Genomic DNA, 17,607 nt, shown 5'->3' on the forward strand with positions numbered 1-17,607 from the left:
CCTCGGGTTACTCCCCTTCTGCTGCAGCTGCGCTACCGCGCACGTTATCGCGCCGGGGCGAGGAGCCGAGCACCACCGCGACGGTCGTGCCGCTCGGTTGCCGCGGCCTGATCTCCAACCGGCCCCGGATACGTTCCGCCCTCTCGGCCATGATCGCAAGACCGTAGTGCCCGTCCGAGCGCTGGTCAGCGATCCCCTGACCGTCATCCGACACTTCGATCTGGGCGTACGGGGGGTCGACCTCGCAGGTGACCCACAGATTCGAGGCTCCGGCGTGCTTGCGCGCGTTGGTGACCGCCTCCTGGGCGATGCGCAGCAGCTCGGCTTCGGTGGCGGCCGGCAGCCGGGCGGTGGACTCGTCCAGCGACAGGTGGACCCGCAGCCCGCCGGAGGCGCCGACCGTGCGGGCGTACTCGGCGATCGCGGCGGCCAGCCCGCCGTGCCGGTCGACCTCGCTGCGCAGCTCGAACAGGCTCAGCCGCAGCTCGGTGATCACCCGGGTCACCTCGTGGCGCAGCGCGCGCAGGCTCTCGGCGGTCTCCTCGGCGTCGTCGTGCACGGTGGCCAGGGCGTTGTCGATGCCGTAGCCGACCATCACCAGCTCCTGCGCCACCCCGTCGTGGATCTCGCGGGCCAGCCGCTGCCGCTCCTCGTTGGTGGCCAGCGAGCGGACCTCGTCGAAGAGCAGCGCCGCCTCCAGCCGGAGCGCGGCCGGGCGGGTCAGCCCCGTCACCCGGGACACCACCCCGGCCGGGTACGCCTGCGCGGCGTCCGCCTCCAGGACCACCAGGCCGACCGTACGCACCCCGGCCACCAGCGGCACGATCAGCGCGGAGACCTCGCCGCCCCGGTGCGACCGGGCCTGCGAGCGGGCGGCGGTGTGCGGCTGCTGGCTGGCCCACGCGTCGGCGATCGCCGAGTCCGCGTCCAGCGTCGTCTCCCAGTCCACCCGGTCCACGCCCACCTGGGCGAGCACCACGAGCCGGCCGCCGCCGCTGGCCGACAGCACCGCGGCCCGGTCCGTCCGGGCCACCGCGCGCAGCTCCTCCAGCAGGTGCTCGGAGATGCCGCCCGGGTCGAGGGTGGCCCCGGGCAGCTGCCGCGCCACCGTGCGGAGCTGCGTGAGCAGCCGGGTCGCCTCGGCGTACGGCTGGGGTTTGCCGTCGTTGCGGACCTGCATCAACCGGTGCAGGGCGCCGGCCGCGTAGAGGCCGAGCCCGGCCAGGATCAGCCACTGGGCGCAGACCGCGAGGTAGCCGAGCTGGCCGATCTGCCGGCCGCCGTCGACCTCGGTGAGCGCGCCGGCGACCAGCAGGGTGGCCGCGGTGACCGCCAGCAGGGCGGTGCCCTCGGCGAACCGGCGGCGCAGCGCGGTGACGGTCACCGGGACCGCCAGGTAGGGCAGGACCGCGGAGGCGCCCAGCCCGCCGACGTCCCCGCCGATCGTCGCGACGGCGGCGACCTGGCTCGCGGCCAGCCCCAGCACCACCACCTCGGCCACCCGGCTGAGCGGGCCGGCCAGCCGGTGCTCGGGCGCCAGCAGCGTGGGCAGCCCGGCGGCGGCGAGCAGCGCCACCCACCAGAGCTGGGCGAGGTCGCCGGTGGCGAACAGGGTCAGGACGGCGACGAGCGCCAGCATGACCACGCGCGCCGCGGCGGCGAGGGGATGCGGCTGGGGCCGGGTGGGCGTCGAGGCGGGCACGTGACGGATGGTAGTCAGCGTCGGTAGATGTCGGCGATCTCCGCCGCGTACGACTTGTGCACGACCTGGCGCTTGACCTTCAGCGACGGCGTCAGCTCGCCGGTCGCCTCGGTGAAGTCGCGGGGCAGGATCCGGAACACCTTGATCGCCTCGGCCTTGGAGACCGCCTGGTTGGCGGTGTCGATCGCGCCCTGGATCTCCGCCCGCAGCCCCTCGTGCTCGCGCAGCTTCTCGATCGGGGTGTCCTCCGGCAGCCCGGCGGAGGACAGCCACCGTGGCAGCGCCTCCTCGTCGAGGGTGACCAGCGCGGCGATGAACGGCTGCCGGTCGCCGACCACCAGGCACTGGCTGACCAGCGGGTGTGCCCGCACCTGGTCCTCCAGCACGGCCGGGGCGACGTTCTTGCCGCCGGCGGTCACGATGATCTCCTTCTTCCGGCCGGTGATGCTCAGGTAGCCGTCGGCGTCGAGGTGGCCCAGGTCGCCGGTGCGGAACCAGCCGTCCGGGCCGAGCACCTCGGCGGTCGCCTCCTCGTTGCGCCAGTAGCCCCGGAAGATCAGGTCGCCGGAGATCAGGATCTCGCCGTCGTCGTCGATCCGGATCGTCACGCCCGGCAGCGGCCGGCCGACCGAGCCGATGCGGGTGGCGTCGGGCAGGTTCGCGGCGGCGGCGGGGGAGGTCTCGGTCAGGCCGTACCCCTCGCAGACGGTGACGCCGACCCCGCGGAAGAAGTGGCCCAGCCGGGCGCCGAGCGGGGCGCCGCCGGAGATGGCGTCGCGGCACCGGCCGCCGAGCGCCGCCCGCAGCTTGCGGTAGACCAACCTGTCGAAGAGCGCGTGCTGCACGCGCAGCGCCAGGCCGGGGCCACCGGCGGTCTCCAGGGCCTCGCTGTACGCGATGGCGACCTGCTCGGCGCGGGCGAAGATGCTGCCCTTGCCCTCGGCCTCGGCCTTCTGCTTGGCCCCGTTGTAGACCTTCTCGAACACCCGGGGCACCGAGAGCACGAAGGTGGGGCGGAAGTCCTGCAGTTCGGCGACCAGGTTCCTGGTGTCCGCGCAGTGGCGCATCGTGGCGCGCGCCTGGACCACGCCGATCTGGATCAGCCGGGCGAAGGCGTGCGCCAGCGGGAGGAAGAGCAGGGTCGACGCGCCGGGCCGGAAGAGGTTCGGCAGCACCGGCACGGCGTTGGCGATGTCGGCGTACATGTTCCGGTGGGTGAGCGCGCAGCCCTTGGGGCGGCCGGTGGTGCCGCTGGTGTAGATGATGGTGGCCAGGTCGTCGGCGCGCACGGCGGCGCGTCGCCGGTCGATCTCGGCCGGGTCGACCGACGCGCCGGAGCGGACCAGTTCGTCCACCGCGTCGAGGTCGATCTGCCAGACGTGCCGCAGCTCGGGCAGCCGGTCCCGCACGCCGGCGACCAGGGTGGCGTGGGCGTTGCTCTCCACCATGCAGGCCACCGCGCCGGAGTCGGCGAGGATCCACGCGGCCTGTTCGGCGCTGGAGGTCTCGTAGATCGGCACGGTGACCGCGCCGGCCGCCCAGATCGCGTAGTCCAGCAGGGTCCACTCGTAACGGGTGCGGCTCATCAGGCCGACCCGGTCGCCGGGCTGGACGCCGGCGGCGACCAGGCCGCGGGCCACCGCGACGACCTCGTCGCGGAACTGCCGGCAGGTGACGTCGGCCCAGGCGGTCCCGCCGCCCGCCGCCCCGCCCGGGCGGACGAACTGGACCTCGTCGGGGGCGACCTCGGCGTTGTCCCAGACCGGATCGGTGAGGTTGGCCGCGTCGCCGACCGTGACGATCGGCGGGACGGAGAACTCGCGCACCTGCACTCCCTCGTGCTCACTGGCCGTGCCGGCCGCCACCACGGGTCGGCTATGTCGAAACCTACCCGTCTCGCCGGGCAGGCAGAATAGGCAGGTGGCCCCGGTGCTCCCCGCGCCGGCGCGGGACACGCCTCCGCTGGGTGCGGGGGCGGCGCGGCGTACGCCCGGCCGGCGCCGGGTAGCCTCCCCCCATGGCGGACTCCTCCACCCAGTCGATCGTCGTCGGCGCGCCACCGGAACGGGTGGCGGCGGTCATCTGCGACTTCCCGAGCTACCCCGAGTGGACCGAAGCGGTGCGGCGGGCGGAGGTGATCGAGGAGTACGAGGACGGCTACGCCAGCCAGGTCCGGTTCGTCATCGACGCCGGGGTGATGGCCGACGAGTACGTGCTGGCCTACGAGTACGCCGAGGACCTCTCCCGGATCGAGTGGCACCTGGTGGCGCCCTCGAAGATGCAGAAGTCCCAGCGCGGCTCGTACGACCTGGTGGGCAACCCGGACGGCACGACGACGGTGACCTACACCCTGGAGGTCGAGCTGTCGGTCGGGATGCTCGGCATGTTCCGCCGCAAGGCGGAGAAAATGATCATGGACACCGCGTTGAAGCAGCTCAAGCGCCGGGTAGAAGCACCCGGTGCGGCGCAGTGACGCGTCCGGCGGCAGGGTAGAGGAGCCGACCATGGGTGCAACGGATCCGGGTTCGGCCCGGGAAGAGGCGGAACGGCTGGTCGCCACGCTGCTGGCCGGCGCGCGCCTGGCGACGTCGGGTTCCGGTACGGGCCCGTGGGGTCCGCTCGGTGGGATCGTGTCCGGTGTCCTCGGTCACAGCACCGCCCCGGGCGGGTCGACCGGCGGATCCGGTGGCGGATTCGCCACCGGCGGGCCGGAGTGCTGCGTCTGCCCGGTGTGTCGGGGCATCGCCGCGTTGCGCGACCCGAGTCCGGAATTCGCCGAGCGCCTCGCCACGGGCGCCGGCGACCTGGCCGCCGGCGTCGCCAGCCTGCTGCGCGCGTTCGCCCCGCCGGAGCCCCCCGCCGAGCCGGCCGCCGCGGCGGCGCCGACCGGCGAACCGGACGGCGGGGACGACCACGTCTGGCGCGAGGCCACCCGTACCGGGCATGATTCTCAGCCGGCAGCACAGCGGGACGTCTGGTCCGCCGCCACCCGGGCGGAGGACGCGGCCGTCCCGGCCGCCGCACCGCCCGTCGACGCCGCCGGGCCGGCCGTCGCGGCGACCGTGCGGACGTCCGCCGACGGGCCCGTGGTGCCCGCGTCGCGGGCGCCCGGCGACGCGGCCGAGCACCCACCAGGCGACGCGGCCTGACCATCGCACATCCCGACCACGCGCCGGTCGTCCGCCGGCGCCGGTGCGGGCAGCACAGCAGAGGGGAGTGGCAGCGGTGACGCTGACCATCGGAGTCGACGTCGGTGGCACGAAGGTGGCCGGCGGTGTCGTGGACGCCGCCGGCACGGTCCTCGCGCAGGCCCGACGGGACACCCCCGCCGACGACGTCGCCAAGACCCGGGACGTCATCATCGAACTGGTCACCGAACTGGCCGTCGGGCGGTCGATCGAGGCGGTCGGCATCGGCGCGGCGGGCTGGATCGACGCCAGCCGCTCCACCGTGTTGTTCGCCCCGAACCTCGCCTGGCGCGACGAGCCGCTGCGCGACTACGTCAGCGCCGCGACCGGCCTGCCGGTGATCGTGGAGAACGACGCCAACGTCGCGGCCTGGGCGGAGTTCCGCCACGGCGCGGCCCGGGACGCCGAAGACTCGATGGTCATGTTCACCATCGGCACCGGGGTCGGCGGCGGCATCGTGCTCGGCGGGGAGCTGGTGCGCGGCGCCCACGGCATCGCCGCCGAGCTGGGCCACATGCTCACCGTGCCGGACGGCCACCAGTGCGGCTGCGGCCGGCTCGGCTGCATCGAGCAGTACGCCAGCGGCAGCGCCCTGGTGCGGTTCGCCCGCGCGGCCGCCCAGCAGGAGCCGCAGCGCGCCGTGGCCCTGCTGGAGCTGGCCGGCGGCGAGGCCGAGGCGATCACCGGGCGCATGGTGACCGCCGCGGCGCAGGGTGGGGACCCGGTCGCCGTCGAGTCGTTCGCGCAGGTCGGGCGTTGGCTCGGCACCAGCCTCGCCGACATGGCGCAGATCCTCGACCCGCAGGTCCTCGTCGTCGGCGGCGGTGTGATCGACGCCGGCGACCTGCTGCTCGGGCCGACCCGCCGCTCGTTCACCGACGCGCTCGCCCAGCGCAGCCGGCTGCCGGTGGCCGAGATCCGCCCGGCCGAGCTGGGCAACACCGCCGGCGTCATCGGCGCCGCCGACCTGGCCCGCCGGATCTGAGGCGGGGCGGTGACGCAGAGCCCCGGCGTGCCGCTGCGCGTCGTGTCGTACAACATCCACAGCCAGCGGGACGACACGGCCGCGCTGGCGGCGGTGGTCCGCGCCGCGCGGCCGGACGTGGTGGTCGTGCAGGAGGGGCCGCGCCGGTTCCGGTGGCGGCAGAAGTCGGCCGCGCTGGCCGAGTCGTTCGGCCTGGTCGTGGCCGCCGGCGGGCTGCCCGCGCTGGGCAACCTGCTGCTGACCAGCCTGCGGGTGCGGGTGCTGGACACCCGGTGCCGACGCTTCCCGCTCACCCCCGGCCGGCACCTGCGCGGCGCCGCGTACGCCGAGTGCGTGGTCGCCGGCGGCGCCCGGTTCACCGTGGCCGGCTCGCACCTGTCCACCGATCCGGCCGAGCGGCCCGGGCAGGCCGCGCTGTTCAAGCGCGACCTCACCGCCGCCGCCACGCCCGTGATCGCGGCGGCCGACCTGAACGAGGGGCCGGACGGGCCGGCCTGGGCCACCGTGGCGGGCGGGCTGACCGACGCCGCCGTGGCGATGGACCGGGCCGACCGGCTCACCTACTCGTGCGCTGATCCCCGACGGCGGATCGACGCCCTCTTCGTCGACCCGCGCATCACGGTGGTCGACTACGACGTGGTCGACACCCCGCAGACCCGCCGGGCCAGCGACCACTTCCCGGTCCTCGTCGACCTGCTGCTGCCCGGGGCCGGCTGACCGTCCGCCGCGCCCGGGGCTGGACATCCCGCTCCGTTTGTGGAGAGGATGCTGCGCGACCCGGCCCTCGTGCCGCACAAAAGGAGATCCCCCGGTGTCCACCTCCACCGATCACGGCCGGCCCGACCCGGAGGCGACCACGCTCGCCCTGACCCGCGACGGCCGGCCGGTCTCCGACCGGGGCGACACCGTCTGCGTCATCGGCGCCGGGGCCAGCGGGCTCGTCGCCGTCAAGAACCTCAAGGAGCACGGGTTCGGCGTCGACTGCTACGAGCGGGAGACCGGCGTCGGCGGGGCCTGGAACTGGCGGCACGACCGCAGCCCGGTGTACGCGAGCACGCACCTGATCTCGTCCCGGCCGTTCACGCAGTTCCCCGACTTCCCGATGCCCGACGACTGGCCCGACTACCCGCACCACAGCCAACTCCTGTCGTACCTGGAGCGGTACGCCGACCACTTCGACCTGCGGGCGCACGTCTGGTTCGGCACCGAGGTCGTCCGGGTGGAGCCGGTCGAGGGCGACCGGTGGGACGTGACCACCCGCAGCACGGGTGGCTACGGCCCGGAGCGCACCTCCCGCTACGCGGCGGTGGTGGTCGCCAACGGGCACAACTGGTCGCCGAAGCTGCCCCGCTACGAGGGGCTGGAGGAGTTCCGGGGCGAGGTCATGCACGCCTCGTCCTACAAGGACCCGGCGCAGCTGCGCGGCAAGCGGGTGCTCGTGGTCGGCGCCGGCAACACCGGCTGCGACATCGCCGTCGAGGCCGCCCAGCAGGCGTCGCGCTGCTGGCACTCCACCCGCCGGGGCTACTGGTACGCCCCGAAGTACGTCCTCGGCCGGCCGGCGGACCAGGTCAACGACGCGCTGCTGGCGCTGCGGGTGCCGCGGCGGGTGCGGCAGTGGCTCTACCACTGGACGCTGCGGCTGACCGTGGGCGACCTGACCAGGTTCGGCCTGCCGAAGCCCGACCACCGGGTGTACGAGACCCACCCGATCGCCAACAGCCAGCTCGTCTACTACGTGGGCCACGGCGGGATCGCCCCGGTGCCGGACGTCGCCCGCTTCCACCCGTACGCCGTGGAGCTGTCCGACGGCCGGGAGATCGACCCGGAGCTGGTCGTGTTCGCCACCGGCTACCTGCCGCGCTTCGAGTTCCTCGACCCCAAGGTGCTCGGCGACGACGCGGGGACGGGCCGGCCCACGCTCTGGCTCAACGCCTTCGCGCCCGGCCATCCCACGCTCGCCGTCGCCGGTCTGGTGCAGCCGGACTCGGGCATCTTCCCGCTGTCGCACTGGCAGACGGTGCTCTTCGCCCGGCTGCTGCGGCTGCGCCTGACCCGCCCCGACCGGGCGGCGGCGTTCGCCGCCCGGGTGACGGCGAAGGCGGGGGAGCGCTACGCGGGGCCGGTCAAGGACAGCAGCCGGCACTGGTTCGAGGTCGGCCACGCCGACTACCTGCGCGCCGTCCAACGCGCCCTGCGCGACCTGGAGAGCGCCCGATGAGTGCGGCGCAGCGGAGCCCCGCAGTCGCGAACGAAAGGCCGCAACGGTGAGCGCGAGGAGTGCAGCGCAGCGGAGCCCCGCAGTCGCGAACGAAAGGCCGCAACGGTGAGTCAGCAGGTGCGGATCATGCGGGGCCGGGAGTGGGCGCGCCCGGTCCGTCCGGTCCGGCGTGAGGTGCTCGGCGTGGCCCCGGAGCTGGAGGAGGGGCGGACGCCGCTGCTGTTCGTGCCGGGCTTTGGGCACGGCGCGTGGGCGTTCGCCGAGCACTGGCTGGGCCACGCCGCGTCCCGGGGCTTCCCGGCGTACGCGCTGAGCCTGCGCGGGCACGGCGGCAGCGGCCCGGCGCCGGAGGCGACGCTGCGGGCGTACGCCCACGACGTGGCGCAGGTGGCGGCGGGCCTGCCGCGCCAGGCGGTGCTGGTGGGGCACGGCGCCGGGGCGCTGGTGGTGGCGCACGCGCTGGCCCGCTACCCGGCCCGGGCCGGCGTGCTGGTCGCGCCGGTGCTCGGCGGCTGGGCGACGTTCGGCGCGGCGCTGCGCCGCAACCCGCTCGGCACGCTGCCGGCGGTGTTCGGCGGGCCGCTGCGCCTGCACCCCCGCCAGCTGTTCAGCCGGGAGCTGCCCGAGGTCGAGGCCCGGCGGTACGCGGCCCGGCTGGGGCGGGCGAGCCGTCGCGCGCAGTGGCAGTTGCTGACCGGGCGGGACGCGGAGCCCGCGGTGGGCGACCCGCCGGTGCTGGTGCTCGGCAGCCCGGACGACCGGGTGGTGCCGGCGGCGGCGCTGACCCGGGCGGCCCGGCGGTACGGCTCGGCGCCGCTGCTCTTTCCCGGCATGGGGCACGACATGATGCTGGACGCCCGGTGGCGGGAGCCGGTCGACGCGATCCTGGACTGGCTGGCGAAGGACCCGGCCGCGGACAGGCGGCCCTGACTCCGGGCCCCGACCGGCGGCCCCCGACTCCCGGCGTCAGCCGACGGCGCCCAGCCGGGTGAGCAGCGAGCCGCTCTCGTCCAGGGCCGAGAGGTAGGAGCGGGCCCAGGCCCGGATGTCGTGCCGGTGCAGGTACGCCCGCATGGCCCGCATCCGCGCGCCGACGTCGTCGGGGCCCGCCCGCAGCGCCGAGAGCAGCCCCTGCTTGAGCCCCTCCAGGTCGTGCGGGTTGACCAGGTACGCCTGCGGCAGCTCGGCGGCGGCGCCGGCGAACTCGCTGAGCAGCAGGGCGCCCGCGTCGTCCACCCGGGCGGCCACGTACTCCTTGGCGACGAGGTTCATCCCGTCCCGCAGCGGGGTCACCGCCATCACGTCGGCGACCCGGTAGAGGGCGGCCAGCTCGGCGCGGTCGAACGGCTGGGTCAGGTAGTGGATCGCCGGCTCACCGACCCGGCCGAACTCGCCGTTGATCCGCCCGACCTCGCGTTCCACCCGTTCGCGGAGGATCTGGTACTGCCCGACCCGTTCCCGGCTCGGTACCGCCACCTGCACGAGCACGGTGTCGCGCACCTTGACGTGCCCGGCGGCGAGCAGCTCGCTGTACGCCTTGAGGCGCTGTTCGATGCCCTTGGTGTAGTCCATCCGGTCGACGCTGAGGATCACCTGCTCGGGGCTGCCGAGATCGCGGCGCAGCCGGCGGGCCCGGTCGGCCACGTCGGGCCGGGCGGCGAGCGCGGCCATCTCCGCGGTGTCGATGGAGACGGGGAAGGCGCCGATCCGGACCACCCGGTCGTCGACGGCGATCTGACGGTCGGTGGCGGGGAGCTGGAGCACCTTCGCCACCAGCTGGGCGAAGTTGTGCGCGGCCTGGGCCCGCTGGAAGCCGATCAGGTCGGCGCCGAGCATGCCGCGCAGCAGCTCGGCGCGGCGGGGGAGCTGCATGAACAGCTCGGGCGGCGGGAACGGCACGTGCAGGAAGAAGCCGATGCGCAGGTCTGGCCGGAGCGCCCGGAGCAGGCCGGGCACCAGCTGGAGGTGGTAGTCCTGCACCCAGACCACCGCGCCGGGCTCGGCCACCTGGGCGGTCGACTCGGCGAACCGCTGGTTGACCCGCTGGTACGCCTCCCACCAGCGCCGGTGGTGCTCCGGCTGCTCTACGGAGTCGTGGTAGAGCGGCCAGAGGGTGGCGTTGGCGAAGCCCTCGTAGTGGTCGCGCAGCTCGTCGCCGCTGAGGGGCACGGCGTGCATCCGGACGCCGTCCACGTCGGGCACGGCGGGTGCCGGCCCGGTGCCGCCGGCCCAGCCCACCCAGGTCGCCGGGGTGTGCCGCAGCAGGGGATGCAGGGCACTGACCAGGCCGCCGGGGCTGCGGCGCCACTCGCACGCGCCGTCGGGGGCCGCACCGTCGTCGATGGGCAGGCGGTTGGCGACCACCACGAGGGAACTCTGTCGCATATCGGGCATTCCGATCCGCAGAGGAGTGACCGCCGCGAGTGAGGAACAACCGGGCAGTCAGCGAGGGAAGTGACGGACAGCGGTATTCCTACTGACAGTAAGTTACACCACTGTGACGATCACGGCGTGGGGCGGCCGTCCCGGCATGCGGGCGACGGTCGCCTTCCGGTCGGGTGGCGGTCAGACGACCGCGCCGTCGTCCGGGTCGTGGTCCTCGTCGCCGCCGGGGCGCAGCCGCCAGATCAACGCGACGAAGCCGGCGAGGATGCCGGTGAAACCGAACAGGTTGACGACCGAGGGATCGGCCACCGGGAAGACCGACGGGAACAGGAACAGCACGAAGCCGACCACGATCGCCAGGACGCCGACCACCGTGTACTTGGAGAAGCGCGGCAGGGGCGGGGGCGGCGGTGGGGTGTAGCGCTCGTCGTCCGCCTCGTCCTCGTCGTCGGGCAGGTCCGTGCCGAAGGTGTCCAGCCCGTCCAGCAGCGACGGCTCGTCCTGGCGGCCCCGGCCGACGGAGATCCCCGAGACGTCCGCGGCGTACGGCAGCCGGCGCACGTCGGTGGCGGTCGGCCCGGCGGGCTCGTCCGGCGCCGCGAGGGTCACCGGGCCCGGGGTGGGCTCCGGCGGGTCGTCCACGTCCTCCGCGGCGGGCCACGGATTGTCGCCCGGCGCGGGGGTGGTGTGGAAGCCGGCGACGATCCGGGCCCACTCGGCGTCGATGTCCGGTTCCGCGTCGCGGGACCGCTCGGTGGCCGTCTCGTCGGCGAGCTGGGTCAGGTAGTCGCGCGCGGTGGTCAGGTGCGACCGGTCGACGTAGAGCCGGTCGACGGGGCGGGCGGGGACGGTGGTGGTGCGGGTGACCGGGTTGAGGTCGGCCGAGGGCTGCAGGTAGGCCGCAATCCCGCCGGCGGCGAGGACGTCGAGCAGGTGCTCCCCGACGCGCGGATCCACGTCGCCGGCGACCGCGTACTCGCTCGCGTCGAGCCCGTTGTCCCGCCGTCCCCGGCGGGCCCCACCCGCTGACACCGGACATCCTCCTCATCACGCGCCCGCGGCGCGGTCGCCTGAGCCCCCTCGGCGTCCCTGCACCGTGCCATGAATCGTGACACGTCGGCACCCCGTTCCGGGAGTGCGTTGTGTCGCGTCTTGCCCGTCAGTTGCCGAGCCACTGGTGATGGGCGGGGGTTTTTGTCCCTTTGCGCGCACACTGCGCGGTCCGGTACGGCCGAGGTGAGACGGCCGAGGCGACTGTGCATTCGAAGATCAACGGAAGTGCTTGTTGGCGCAGGCGTCGAAGCGTTCCTCCTGGGGTGACGACCGTACGCTCGACGTCTGTGTGCCGGTGGACGAACGCTCGGCCTCGGTCCCGGCCGGTGAGCGCAAGCGGAGCCGGGCGTCCGTTGTGGTGGGCGGCCCGCGCTCCGTAGGCTCGTCGACGACAGGGCCGCTCGGCGGGGGCGCCGGGCGGGACGGGGTGCTGTCGCGACCACGCCACGGGAAAGGACGCCGGTGCTGTACTGGCTGCTGAAGTACGTCGTCCTCGGGCCGCTGCTGAGGCTGATCTTCCGCCCGCAGGTGGAGGGCCTGCACCACGTACCGGCGGCCGGCCCGGTGATCCTGGCCAGCAACCACCTCTCCTTCTCCGACTCGATCTTCACTCCGCTGATCGTGCCGAGGAAGGTCACCTTCGTGGCCAAGGCGGAGTACTTCACCGGCAAGGGCATCAAGGGGTGGCTGACCAAGATGTTCTTCGTCGGCACCGGCACCATCCCGGTGGACCGTTCCGGCGGCCGGGCGGCCCGGGCGGCGCTGGACACCCAGCTCAAGGTGCTGCGGGCCGGCGGGGTCGCCGGCATCTACCCCGAGGGCACCCGCTCGCCGGACGGGCGGCTCTACCGGGGCAAGACCGGCGTGGCCCGGCTCGCGCTGGAGAGCGGCGCCCCGGTGGTGCCGGTGGTGATGCTCAACCTCGACGAGATCCAGCCGCCCGGCAAGATCATCCCGAAGGTCGAGCGGGTCCGCATCCGCTTCGGCCCGCCGCTGGACTTCTCCCGCTACGCCGGCATGTCCGGTGACCGGTTCGTGGAGCGCGCGGTGACCGACGAGATCATGTACGAGCTGATGGAACTCTCCGGCCGCGAGTACGTCGACATGTACGCGCAGAAGGCGAAGGCCCAGGTCCCCACGCCCCGCGAGCCCGTCGCCGCCTGACGCCGGGCGCGCGGGTCGCGACGCCGGGCCGGGACCGCCTCACGCCGGGGCGCCACGCCCGGGCCCGGGCGGGTAAGTCAGCAGGCCAGGGCGGGGTTGGCGGGGGCCGCCGGTGGGCGGGTGAGGTCCAGCAGGCCCGGCGCGCCGTTGCGCAGCGCGAAGGCGCGCAGCTCGGTCAGCTCCGCGCGGCCGGCCGTCGGCTCCCCGGCCAGCTTCAGCTCCGCGGCCGCGAAGGAGAGCGCCAGCATCCGGTCGGTCACGTCCGGGATGCCGGCGTAGATCCCGGCGCCCGCCAGGTGCAGCTCGGCGGCCCGCCGGTGGTCGCCGTCCGCGGCGGCCAGCGCCCCGGTCACCGTCCGCAGCGCCGCCTCCGACCAGGGCGTACGGTGGCCCACCCGGTCCAGCATCGCGCGCACCCGGGCGGCCGCGTCCCGCCCGGCGAGGCTGGCCGCGTACCCGGCCGCCGCGATCCACTCGCCGCTGGCCAGGGCGGGCACCGCCGACCAGGAGGTGGCCAGCTCGTCGATCAGCGCCGCCGCCTCGTCCCGGCGTCCCTGCAACGCCCGGCAGAGCGCGCCCATCGCCAGCATCGTCCAGTGCAGCCGGTGGAAGCCGCTGCGTCGGGCGGCGTCCAGCGCGGCCGCGACGTCGTCGGCGGCGGGGTCGGCCGGGGACCGGGCCGGCGGCACCGGCTCGCCCCGCAGCACCAGCAGGCAGGAGCGCAGGCCCCGGACCTGCATGTCCCAGCTTCCCGTGGGGGTGTCCACGAACGCCTCGGCGGCGGTGAGCAGCCGGCCGAAGTCGCCGTCGAACCAGGCCCGCATCGCCTCCGCCGAGTAGCTGGTGGTCAGCGTCTGCCCGCTGGCCGTACGCGCCGGCGACGACGAGAGCAAAGCGTCCGACCGCAGCCAGTCGCCCTCCTCCCGGACGGCGTACGCCAGGTTCTGGATGGCCCGGGGCAGGGCGATCAGCTGGCCGGCGCGGCTGACCTCGACGATCGCGTGCAGCTCGTCCAGGCCGGACCGGTCGCCCGCCTGGTAGCGGGCGGTGGCGGAGGTGATCCGGGCGTTGGTGCGGGTCTCGGTCAGCCCCAGCCGCTCGCCGATCTCCGCCGCCCGGTCGGCCGCGGCCACCGCCGGGTCCCGCTCGTAGTTCAGCATGTGCAGCCGGCCCAGCTCGGCGTAGGCGTCCGCCTTCTGGGAGCTGTCGGGCAGCGGGGCGAAGAGCTGGACGGCCCGGTCCAGGCAGGCCAGCGCGGCGGCCCGGTCGGCGCGCAGCCACGCGGCCTGGCCGAGCAGCGTCCAGGCGCGCGCCGCGCAGGCGTCGTCGCCGTGCGACAGCAGCCGGTCGGCGAGCGCCTGCACCTGCTCCGAACCGCCGCCGGAGAGGAAGGCGTTGCCGTCCCGGTAGAACGAGATCTCCGTGCTGAGCAGCTCCAGCTGGAGGCGGCCGACGGGGTCGGACTCGTCGGCCAGCCCGAGCGCCCGGCCGGCGTGGCTCGCCGCCACGTCGAGGCTGTGCAGCGCGTACGCCCGCCGGGCCGCCCGGTGCAGGGCGGCGCGGGCGGCGCCGGCGTACCGGGCGGTGTCCATGCCCAGCGTCCGGGCGATCTCGTGCGCCGCCCAGCGGTGATGGGCGAGCACCTCCGCCAGATCGGTGTCCCGGCTCTGCGACAGCGTGTCCAGCCACTCCGCCGTGCGTTCGTGCCGCGCCACCCGTTCGGTGCGGGGCAGCCGCTGGTAGCACACGTCGCGCACCAGCACGTGCCGGAACCGGTACTCCGGCTGCCCCGCCATGGTCGAGGCGGCCTGCTCGTGCACGAAGTCGCGCTGCTCCAGCCGGCGCAGCGCGCGCTCCACCGACTCGACGGGCTGCCCCAGGGCGGCGGCCACCGCGCCCGGCCAGAACTGCACGCCCACCACGGCGGCGGCCAGCAGCACCGTGCGCTCCTTGGCGTCGAGCAGGTCGATCCGGTTGGCGATGACGGCGTGCACGCTCTCCGGCATGGGCAGGTCGAGGTGCTTCTCCAGCGACCAGCCCCGCCCGGACTGGCGCAGCGCGCCCTGCTCGATGAGCATCCGCACGTACTCGTGGGCGTAGAGCGGGTTGCCGCCGGCCACCTCGACCAGCGGCGTCAGCATGTCGGCGGAGAACGCCGCCTGGCCGAACATGTGGGCGTACAGCGAGGCGATGCCGGTGTCCCGCAGCGGCGGCAGGGTGATGGTCACCGAGCCCGTGATCGTCCCCGCCCAGCTCGGGTCCCGGTCGACCAGTTCCGGCCGGGCGGTGCAGAGCAGCAGCAGCGGCACGTCGCGGGCGGCGGCGCCGAGTAGCTCCACGAAGCGCAGCATCGCGTCGTCGGCCCAGTGCAGGTCCTCGAAGACCAGCACGGTCGGCCGGCGCGCGGCCAGCGCCAGCAGGAAGCGCCGCCACGCCGACTCGGTCTCCTCGGCCGGCAGCGGGGTTCCCGGCAGGCCGACCAGCGGCCGCAGCGCGTCCACGAGGCGTTCCCGCTCACCCGGGCCGACCAGCTCGCCGACGGCCGAGGCGAGCCGCTGGGCGGCCGTGGACGCGGGGTCGGTGTCCAGGATGCCGGCCTCGGCCTTGACGATGTCGGCCAGCGCCGCGAACGTCACGTTCTCGCCGAACGGCGGGCACCGCCCGGTACGCCAGGTCAGCGGCTCGTCGACCAGCCGGTCCACGTGCCGGTACAGCTCGCGCACCAGCCGGCTCTTGCCGAGCCCGGCCCGGCCGAAGACGGTCACCACCTGGGGCCGGCGGTCGCGCAGCGACCGGTGCAGGGCGTTGACCAGCATCCCCAGCTCGTGTTCCCGGTCGATGAGCGGCGTGGTGTCCGGCTGCCGGTCGGTGGGCTGCCGGCGCACGGGGGAGAGGGCCAGCCACACCTCGGTCGTCGTCGACCGCCCGCGCAGCATGACCGGCGGCTGCTCCGAGTAGCGGATGGTGTCCCGGGTGAGCGCGTAGGTGGTGCCGCAGACCAGCACCCCGCCGGGCGGCGCGACGGACTGCATCCGGGAGGCCGTGTTGACCACGTCGCCGGCGACGATCGCCTGCCCGCCGTCGCGGGCGGCGGCCACGTCCACCAGCGCCTCGCCGGTGGCCACGCCGACGCGGAAGCGCAGCGCGTCCGCGCCGGTGGGCGTGAACCGGGTCAGCACCCGTTGCAGCTCCAGGCCGGCCCGGACGCAGCGCAGCGCGTCGGTCTCGGTCGCCACCGGCGCGCCGAACAGGGCCATCACCGCGTCGCCGATGTACTTCTCCACCACGCCGCCGTACTGCCCGACGACCCGGCGGGCGGCCGAGAAGAATCCCGTCTGCATGCCGCGGACCAGCTCCGGGTCGGCCCGCTCGACGTACGGGGTGAAGTCGATCAGGTCGACGAAGAGCACGCTGACCCGCCGGCGGTCCTCCTGGGGAGGTGCCGCCCGCCGGTCGGCGCCCGGGCGGGGCGCGCCGCAGGAGGTGCAGAACGCCACGTCCCGGGCGAGCGGGCGGAGGCAGTGCGGACACACCGCGCCGAGCTCGTTGCCGCAGCCGCCGCAGAAGCGGTCGCCGGCGGCGGCCGTGCGTCCACAGCGGTCACACTGCGTGGCGATGACACCCTCCCCTCGCGGTCCCGCCGGCGCCGGGGTCGGCGCCGTTCCGGTGCCAGTATCACCGCCGGCACCAGCTGTCGGGTACCGGGCTGTTGGCTTGTGGACAGTCCACCGGCCGGTCCTGCGGCTACAGTCAGGCGGCTGATTTGTCGAACAACGACCACAGGGGGGACACCCGATGGTGTACGTGATGCTGCAGAGCGACTGGACCGACAGCAACGGGGTGAGCCACTTCGCGGGCGACTCGGTCGACGTGGACGCCGCCACGCTGGCGACGCTCCAGGCGCAGGGGATCGTCAGCGAGCAGTCCGGCGGCAGCAAGGACGGCACCGAGTGGGCCGGGCCGGGCAGCACGACCAACTGGGCCGGGCCGGGCAGCGCCACGCCCTGACACCCCAGAGCTTGAAAAGGGGCCGGAGCAGCCGCTCCGGCCCCTTTTCGCGCCGTCGGCGGGGCCGCGCGAGGCGGGCCCGGGGCGCGTACGTCTCAGCGGTCGCTCATGCCGGCGCGGCGGCGCAGCGCCGCGACGTCGGTGACCACGATCCGGCGGCCCTCGGTGCGCAGCCAGCCGCGGTTGGCGAACGACCCGATCGCCTGGTTGACGCTCTGCCGCGAGCCGCCGGCCATCTCGGCGAGCTGGCTCTGGTTGAGCTCGATCGTGATCATCGGGGCCTGGCTCTCGCCGGCCAGCCGCACCAGCGTCTTGGCGACCCGGCCGGGCAGGTCCAGGAAGACGTGGTCGGCGTTCTGCTCGGTGAGCCGGCGGATCAGCCCGCCCAGCGAGCGCATCACCGCGTCGAGGATGCGCGGGTTGGAGTGCACCAGCTCCATGAACGCCCCCCCGGGACAGCGCGAGCGCCGCGCAGTCCTCGATCGCCTCGGCGGAGGCCGAGCGGGTGGACGCGTCGAGCAGGGAGACCTCGCCCAGCACGTCGGGCGGGCGGATGACCGACAGCACGGCGCGCTCGCCGGTCGGCGCGGTGCGGAAGACGGCCACCGCGCCCCGGCGCAGCACGATCAGCGACTCGCCGGGGTCGTTCTCGACGAACAGCAACTGACCCTTGCGGTACGTGCGGGGGACGGCCGCCGCGATCACCCGTTGCCGGACCTCCGGCTCGAGCCCGGCGAACATCTCCACACCCGTGAGCGCGTCACCCGGCTCCGGCAGGCGCATCTCCACGGCCCAACCCCTCCCCGGTCCAGGACCACAACTCGCTCACCGGGTGAACCTGAAGGCCCTCGACGAGGTGAACTGACACCGGTTCGGCGTCCGGTAGCGGTACACATCAGAT

General features: G+C 74.7%; 13 protein-coding genes and 1 pseudogene. 8 read left to right on the forward strand and 6 right to left on the reverse strand.

Features of this window, described 5'->3' with window-relative positions:
- Positions 1–7 precede the first annotated feature (7 nt).
- Together ACFY23_RS07795 and ACFY23_RS07800 are read right to left on the reverse strand one after the other, a co-directional pair.
- Entirely contained in the window at positions 8–1,702 is a 1,695-nt protein-coding gene (locus tag ACFY23_RS07795) for a GAF domain-containing sensor histidine kinase (RefSeq protein WP_350686380.1), read from the reverse strand.
- A 14-nt stretch (positions 1,703–1,716) separates the two neighbouring features.
- On the reverse strand, positions 1,717–3,528 hold the full coding sequence (locus ACFY23_RS07800) for a long-chain fatty acid--CoA ligase (protein ID WP_350686378.1): 1,812 nt from the start codon (positions 3,526–3,528) through the stop codon (positions 1,717–1,719).
- Positions 3,529–3,719: 191 nt separating this feature from the next.
- Here ACFY23_RS07800 and ACFY23_RS07805 point away from each other — a divergent pair, with 191 nt between their 5' ends.
- From ACFY23_RS07805 to ACFY23_RS07830, 6 genes are all read left to right on the forward strand, one after another.
- The gene (locus ACFY23_RS07805; RefSeq protein WP_350686376.1) at positions 3,720–4,175 is read left to right on the forward strand and encodes an SRPBCC family protein; all 456 of its coding nucleotides are present in this window, start codon (positions 3,720–3,722) and stop codon (positions 4,173–4,175) included.
- 31 nt (positions 4,176–4,206) lie between these two features.
- Positions 4,207–4,851 carry a hypothetical protein gene (locus ACFY23_RS07810; protein ID WP_350819058.1) on the forward strand — a complete coding sequence of 215 codons (645 nt, stop codon included), beginning with the start codon at positions 4,207–4,209 and terminating at the stop codon, positions 4,849–4,851.
- 76 nt (positions 4,852–4,927) lie between these two features.
- Positions 4,928–5,875 (forward strand): ROK family glucokinase, encoded by a 948-nt coding sequence (locus ACFY23_RS07815; protein WP_350687230.1) that lies wholly within the window; start codon positions 4,928–4,930, stop codon positions 5,873–5,875.
- A 9-nt stretch (positions 5,876–5,884) separates the two neighbouring features.
- On the forward strand, positions 5,885–6,592 hold the full coding sequence (locus ACFY23_RS07820) for an endonuclease/exonuclease/phosphatase family protein (RefSeq protein WP_350687228.1): 708 nt from the start codon (positions 5,885–5,887) through the stop codon (positions 6,590–6,592).
- A 94-nt stretch (positions 6,593–6,686) separates the two neighbouring features.
- Positions 6,687–8,096: an NAD(P)-binding domain-containing protein gene (locus tag ACFY23_RS07825; RefSeq protein WP_350687226.1), complete on the forward strand. Its 1,410-nt coding sequence runs from the start codon at positions 6,687–6,689 to the stop codon at positions 8,094–8,096.
- Positions 8,097–8,201: 105 nt separating this feature from the next.
- Positions 8,202–9,026: an alpha/beta fold hydrolase gene (locus ACFY23_RS07830; RefSeq protein WP_350819080.1), complete on the forward strand. Its 825-nt coding sequence runs from the start codon at positions 8,202–8,204 to the stop codon at positions 9,024–9,026.
- 36 nt (positions 9,027–9,062) lie between these two features.
- On the opposite strand, the gene ACFY23_RS07835 is transcribed toward ACFY23_RS07830, so the two are convergent.
- Together ACFY23_RS07835 and ACFY23_RS07840 are read right to left on the reverse strand one after the other, a co-directional pair.
- Positions 9,063–10,481: a trehalose-6-phosphate synthase gene (locus ACFY23_RS07835; RefSeq protein WP_350683682.1), complete on the reverse strand. Its 1,419-nt coding sequence runs from the start codon at positions 10,479–10,481 to the stop codon at positions 9,063–9,065.
- 180 nt (positions 10,482–10,661) lie between these two features.
- Positions 10,662–11,513 (reverse strand): DUF308 domain-containing protein, encoded by an 852-nt coding sequence (locus tag ACFY23_RS07840; RefSeq protein ID WP_350683684.1) that lies wholly within the window; start codon positions 11,511–11,513, stop codon positions 10,662–10,664.
- A gap of 483 nt (positions 11,514–11,996) precedes the next feature.
- On the opposite strand from ACFY23_RS07840, the gene ACFY23_RS07845 reads away from it, so the two are divergent.
- Positions 11,997–12,698 (forward strand): lysophospholipid acyltransferase family protein, encoded by a 702-nt coding sequence (locus ACFY23_RS07845; protein ID WP_350683686.1) that lies wholly within the window; start codon positions 11,997–11,999, stop codon positions 12,696–12,698.
- 77 nt (positions 12,699–12,775) lie between these two features.
- Here the strand turns inward: ACFY23_RS07845 and ACFY23_RS07850 are convergent, their stop codons facing one another.
- A complete protein-coding gene (locus tag ACFY23_RS07850) occupies positions 12,776–16,315 on the reverse strand; it encodes an adenylate/guanylate cyclase domain-containing protein (protein ID WP_350683715.1) in 3,540 nt (1,179 codons plus the stop codon).
- Positions 16,316–16,505: 190 nt separating this feature from the next.
- Here ACFY23_RS07850 and ACFY23_RS07855 point away from each other — a divergent pair, with 190 nt between their 5' ends.
- Positions 16,506–16,706, forward strand: coding sequence for a hypothetical protein (locus tag ACFY23_RS07855; protein WP_350683688.1), 201 nt, complete (start codon positions 16,506–16,508; stop codon positions 16,704–16,706).
- 95 nt (positions 16,707–16,801) lie between these two features.
- Here the strand turns inward: ACFY23_RS07855 and ACFY23_RS07860 are convergent.
- Positions 16,802–17,495, reverse strand: a pseudogene (locus ACFY23_RS07860) (Crp/Fnr family transcriptional regulator).
- Positions 17,496–17,607: the final 112 nt, after the last annotated feature.

It is taken from the genome of Micromonospora sp. NPDC000121, assembly GCF_042899165.1.
Taxonomy (GTDB): Bacteria; Actinomycetota; Actinomycetes; order Mycobacteriales; family Micromonosporaceae; genus Micromonospora.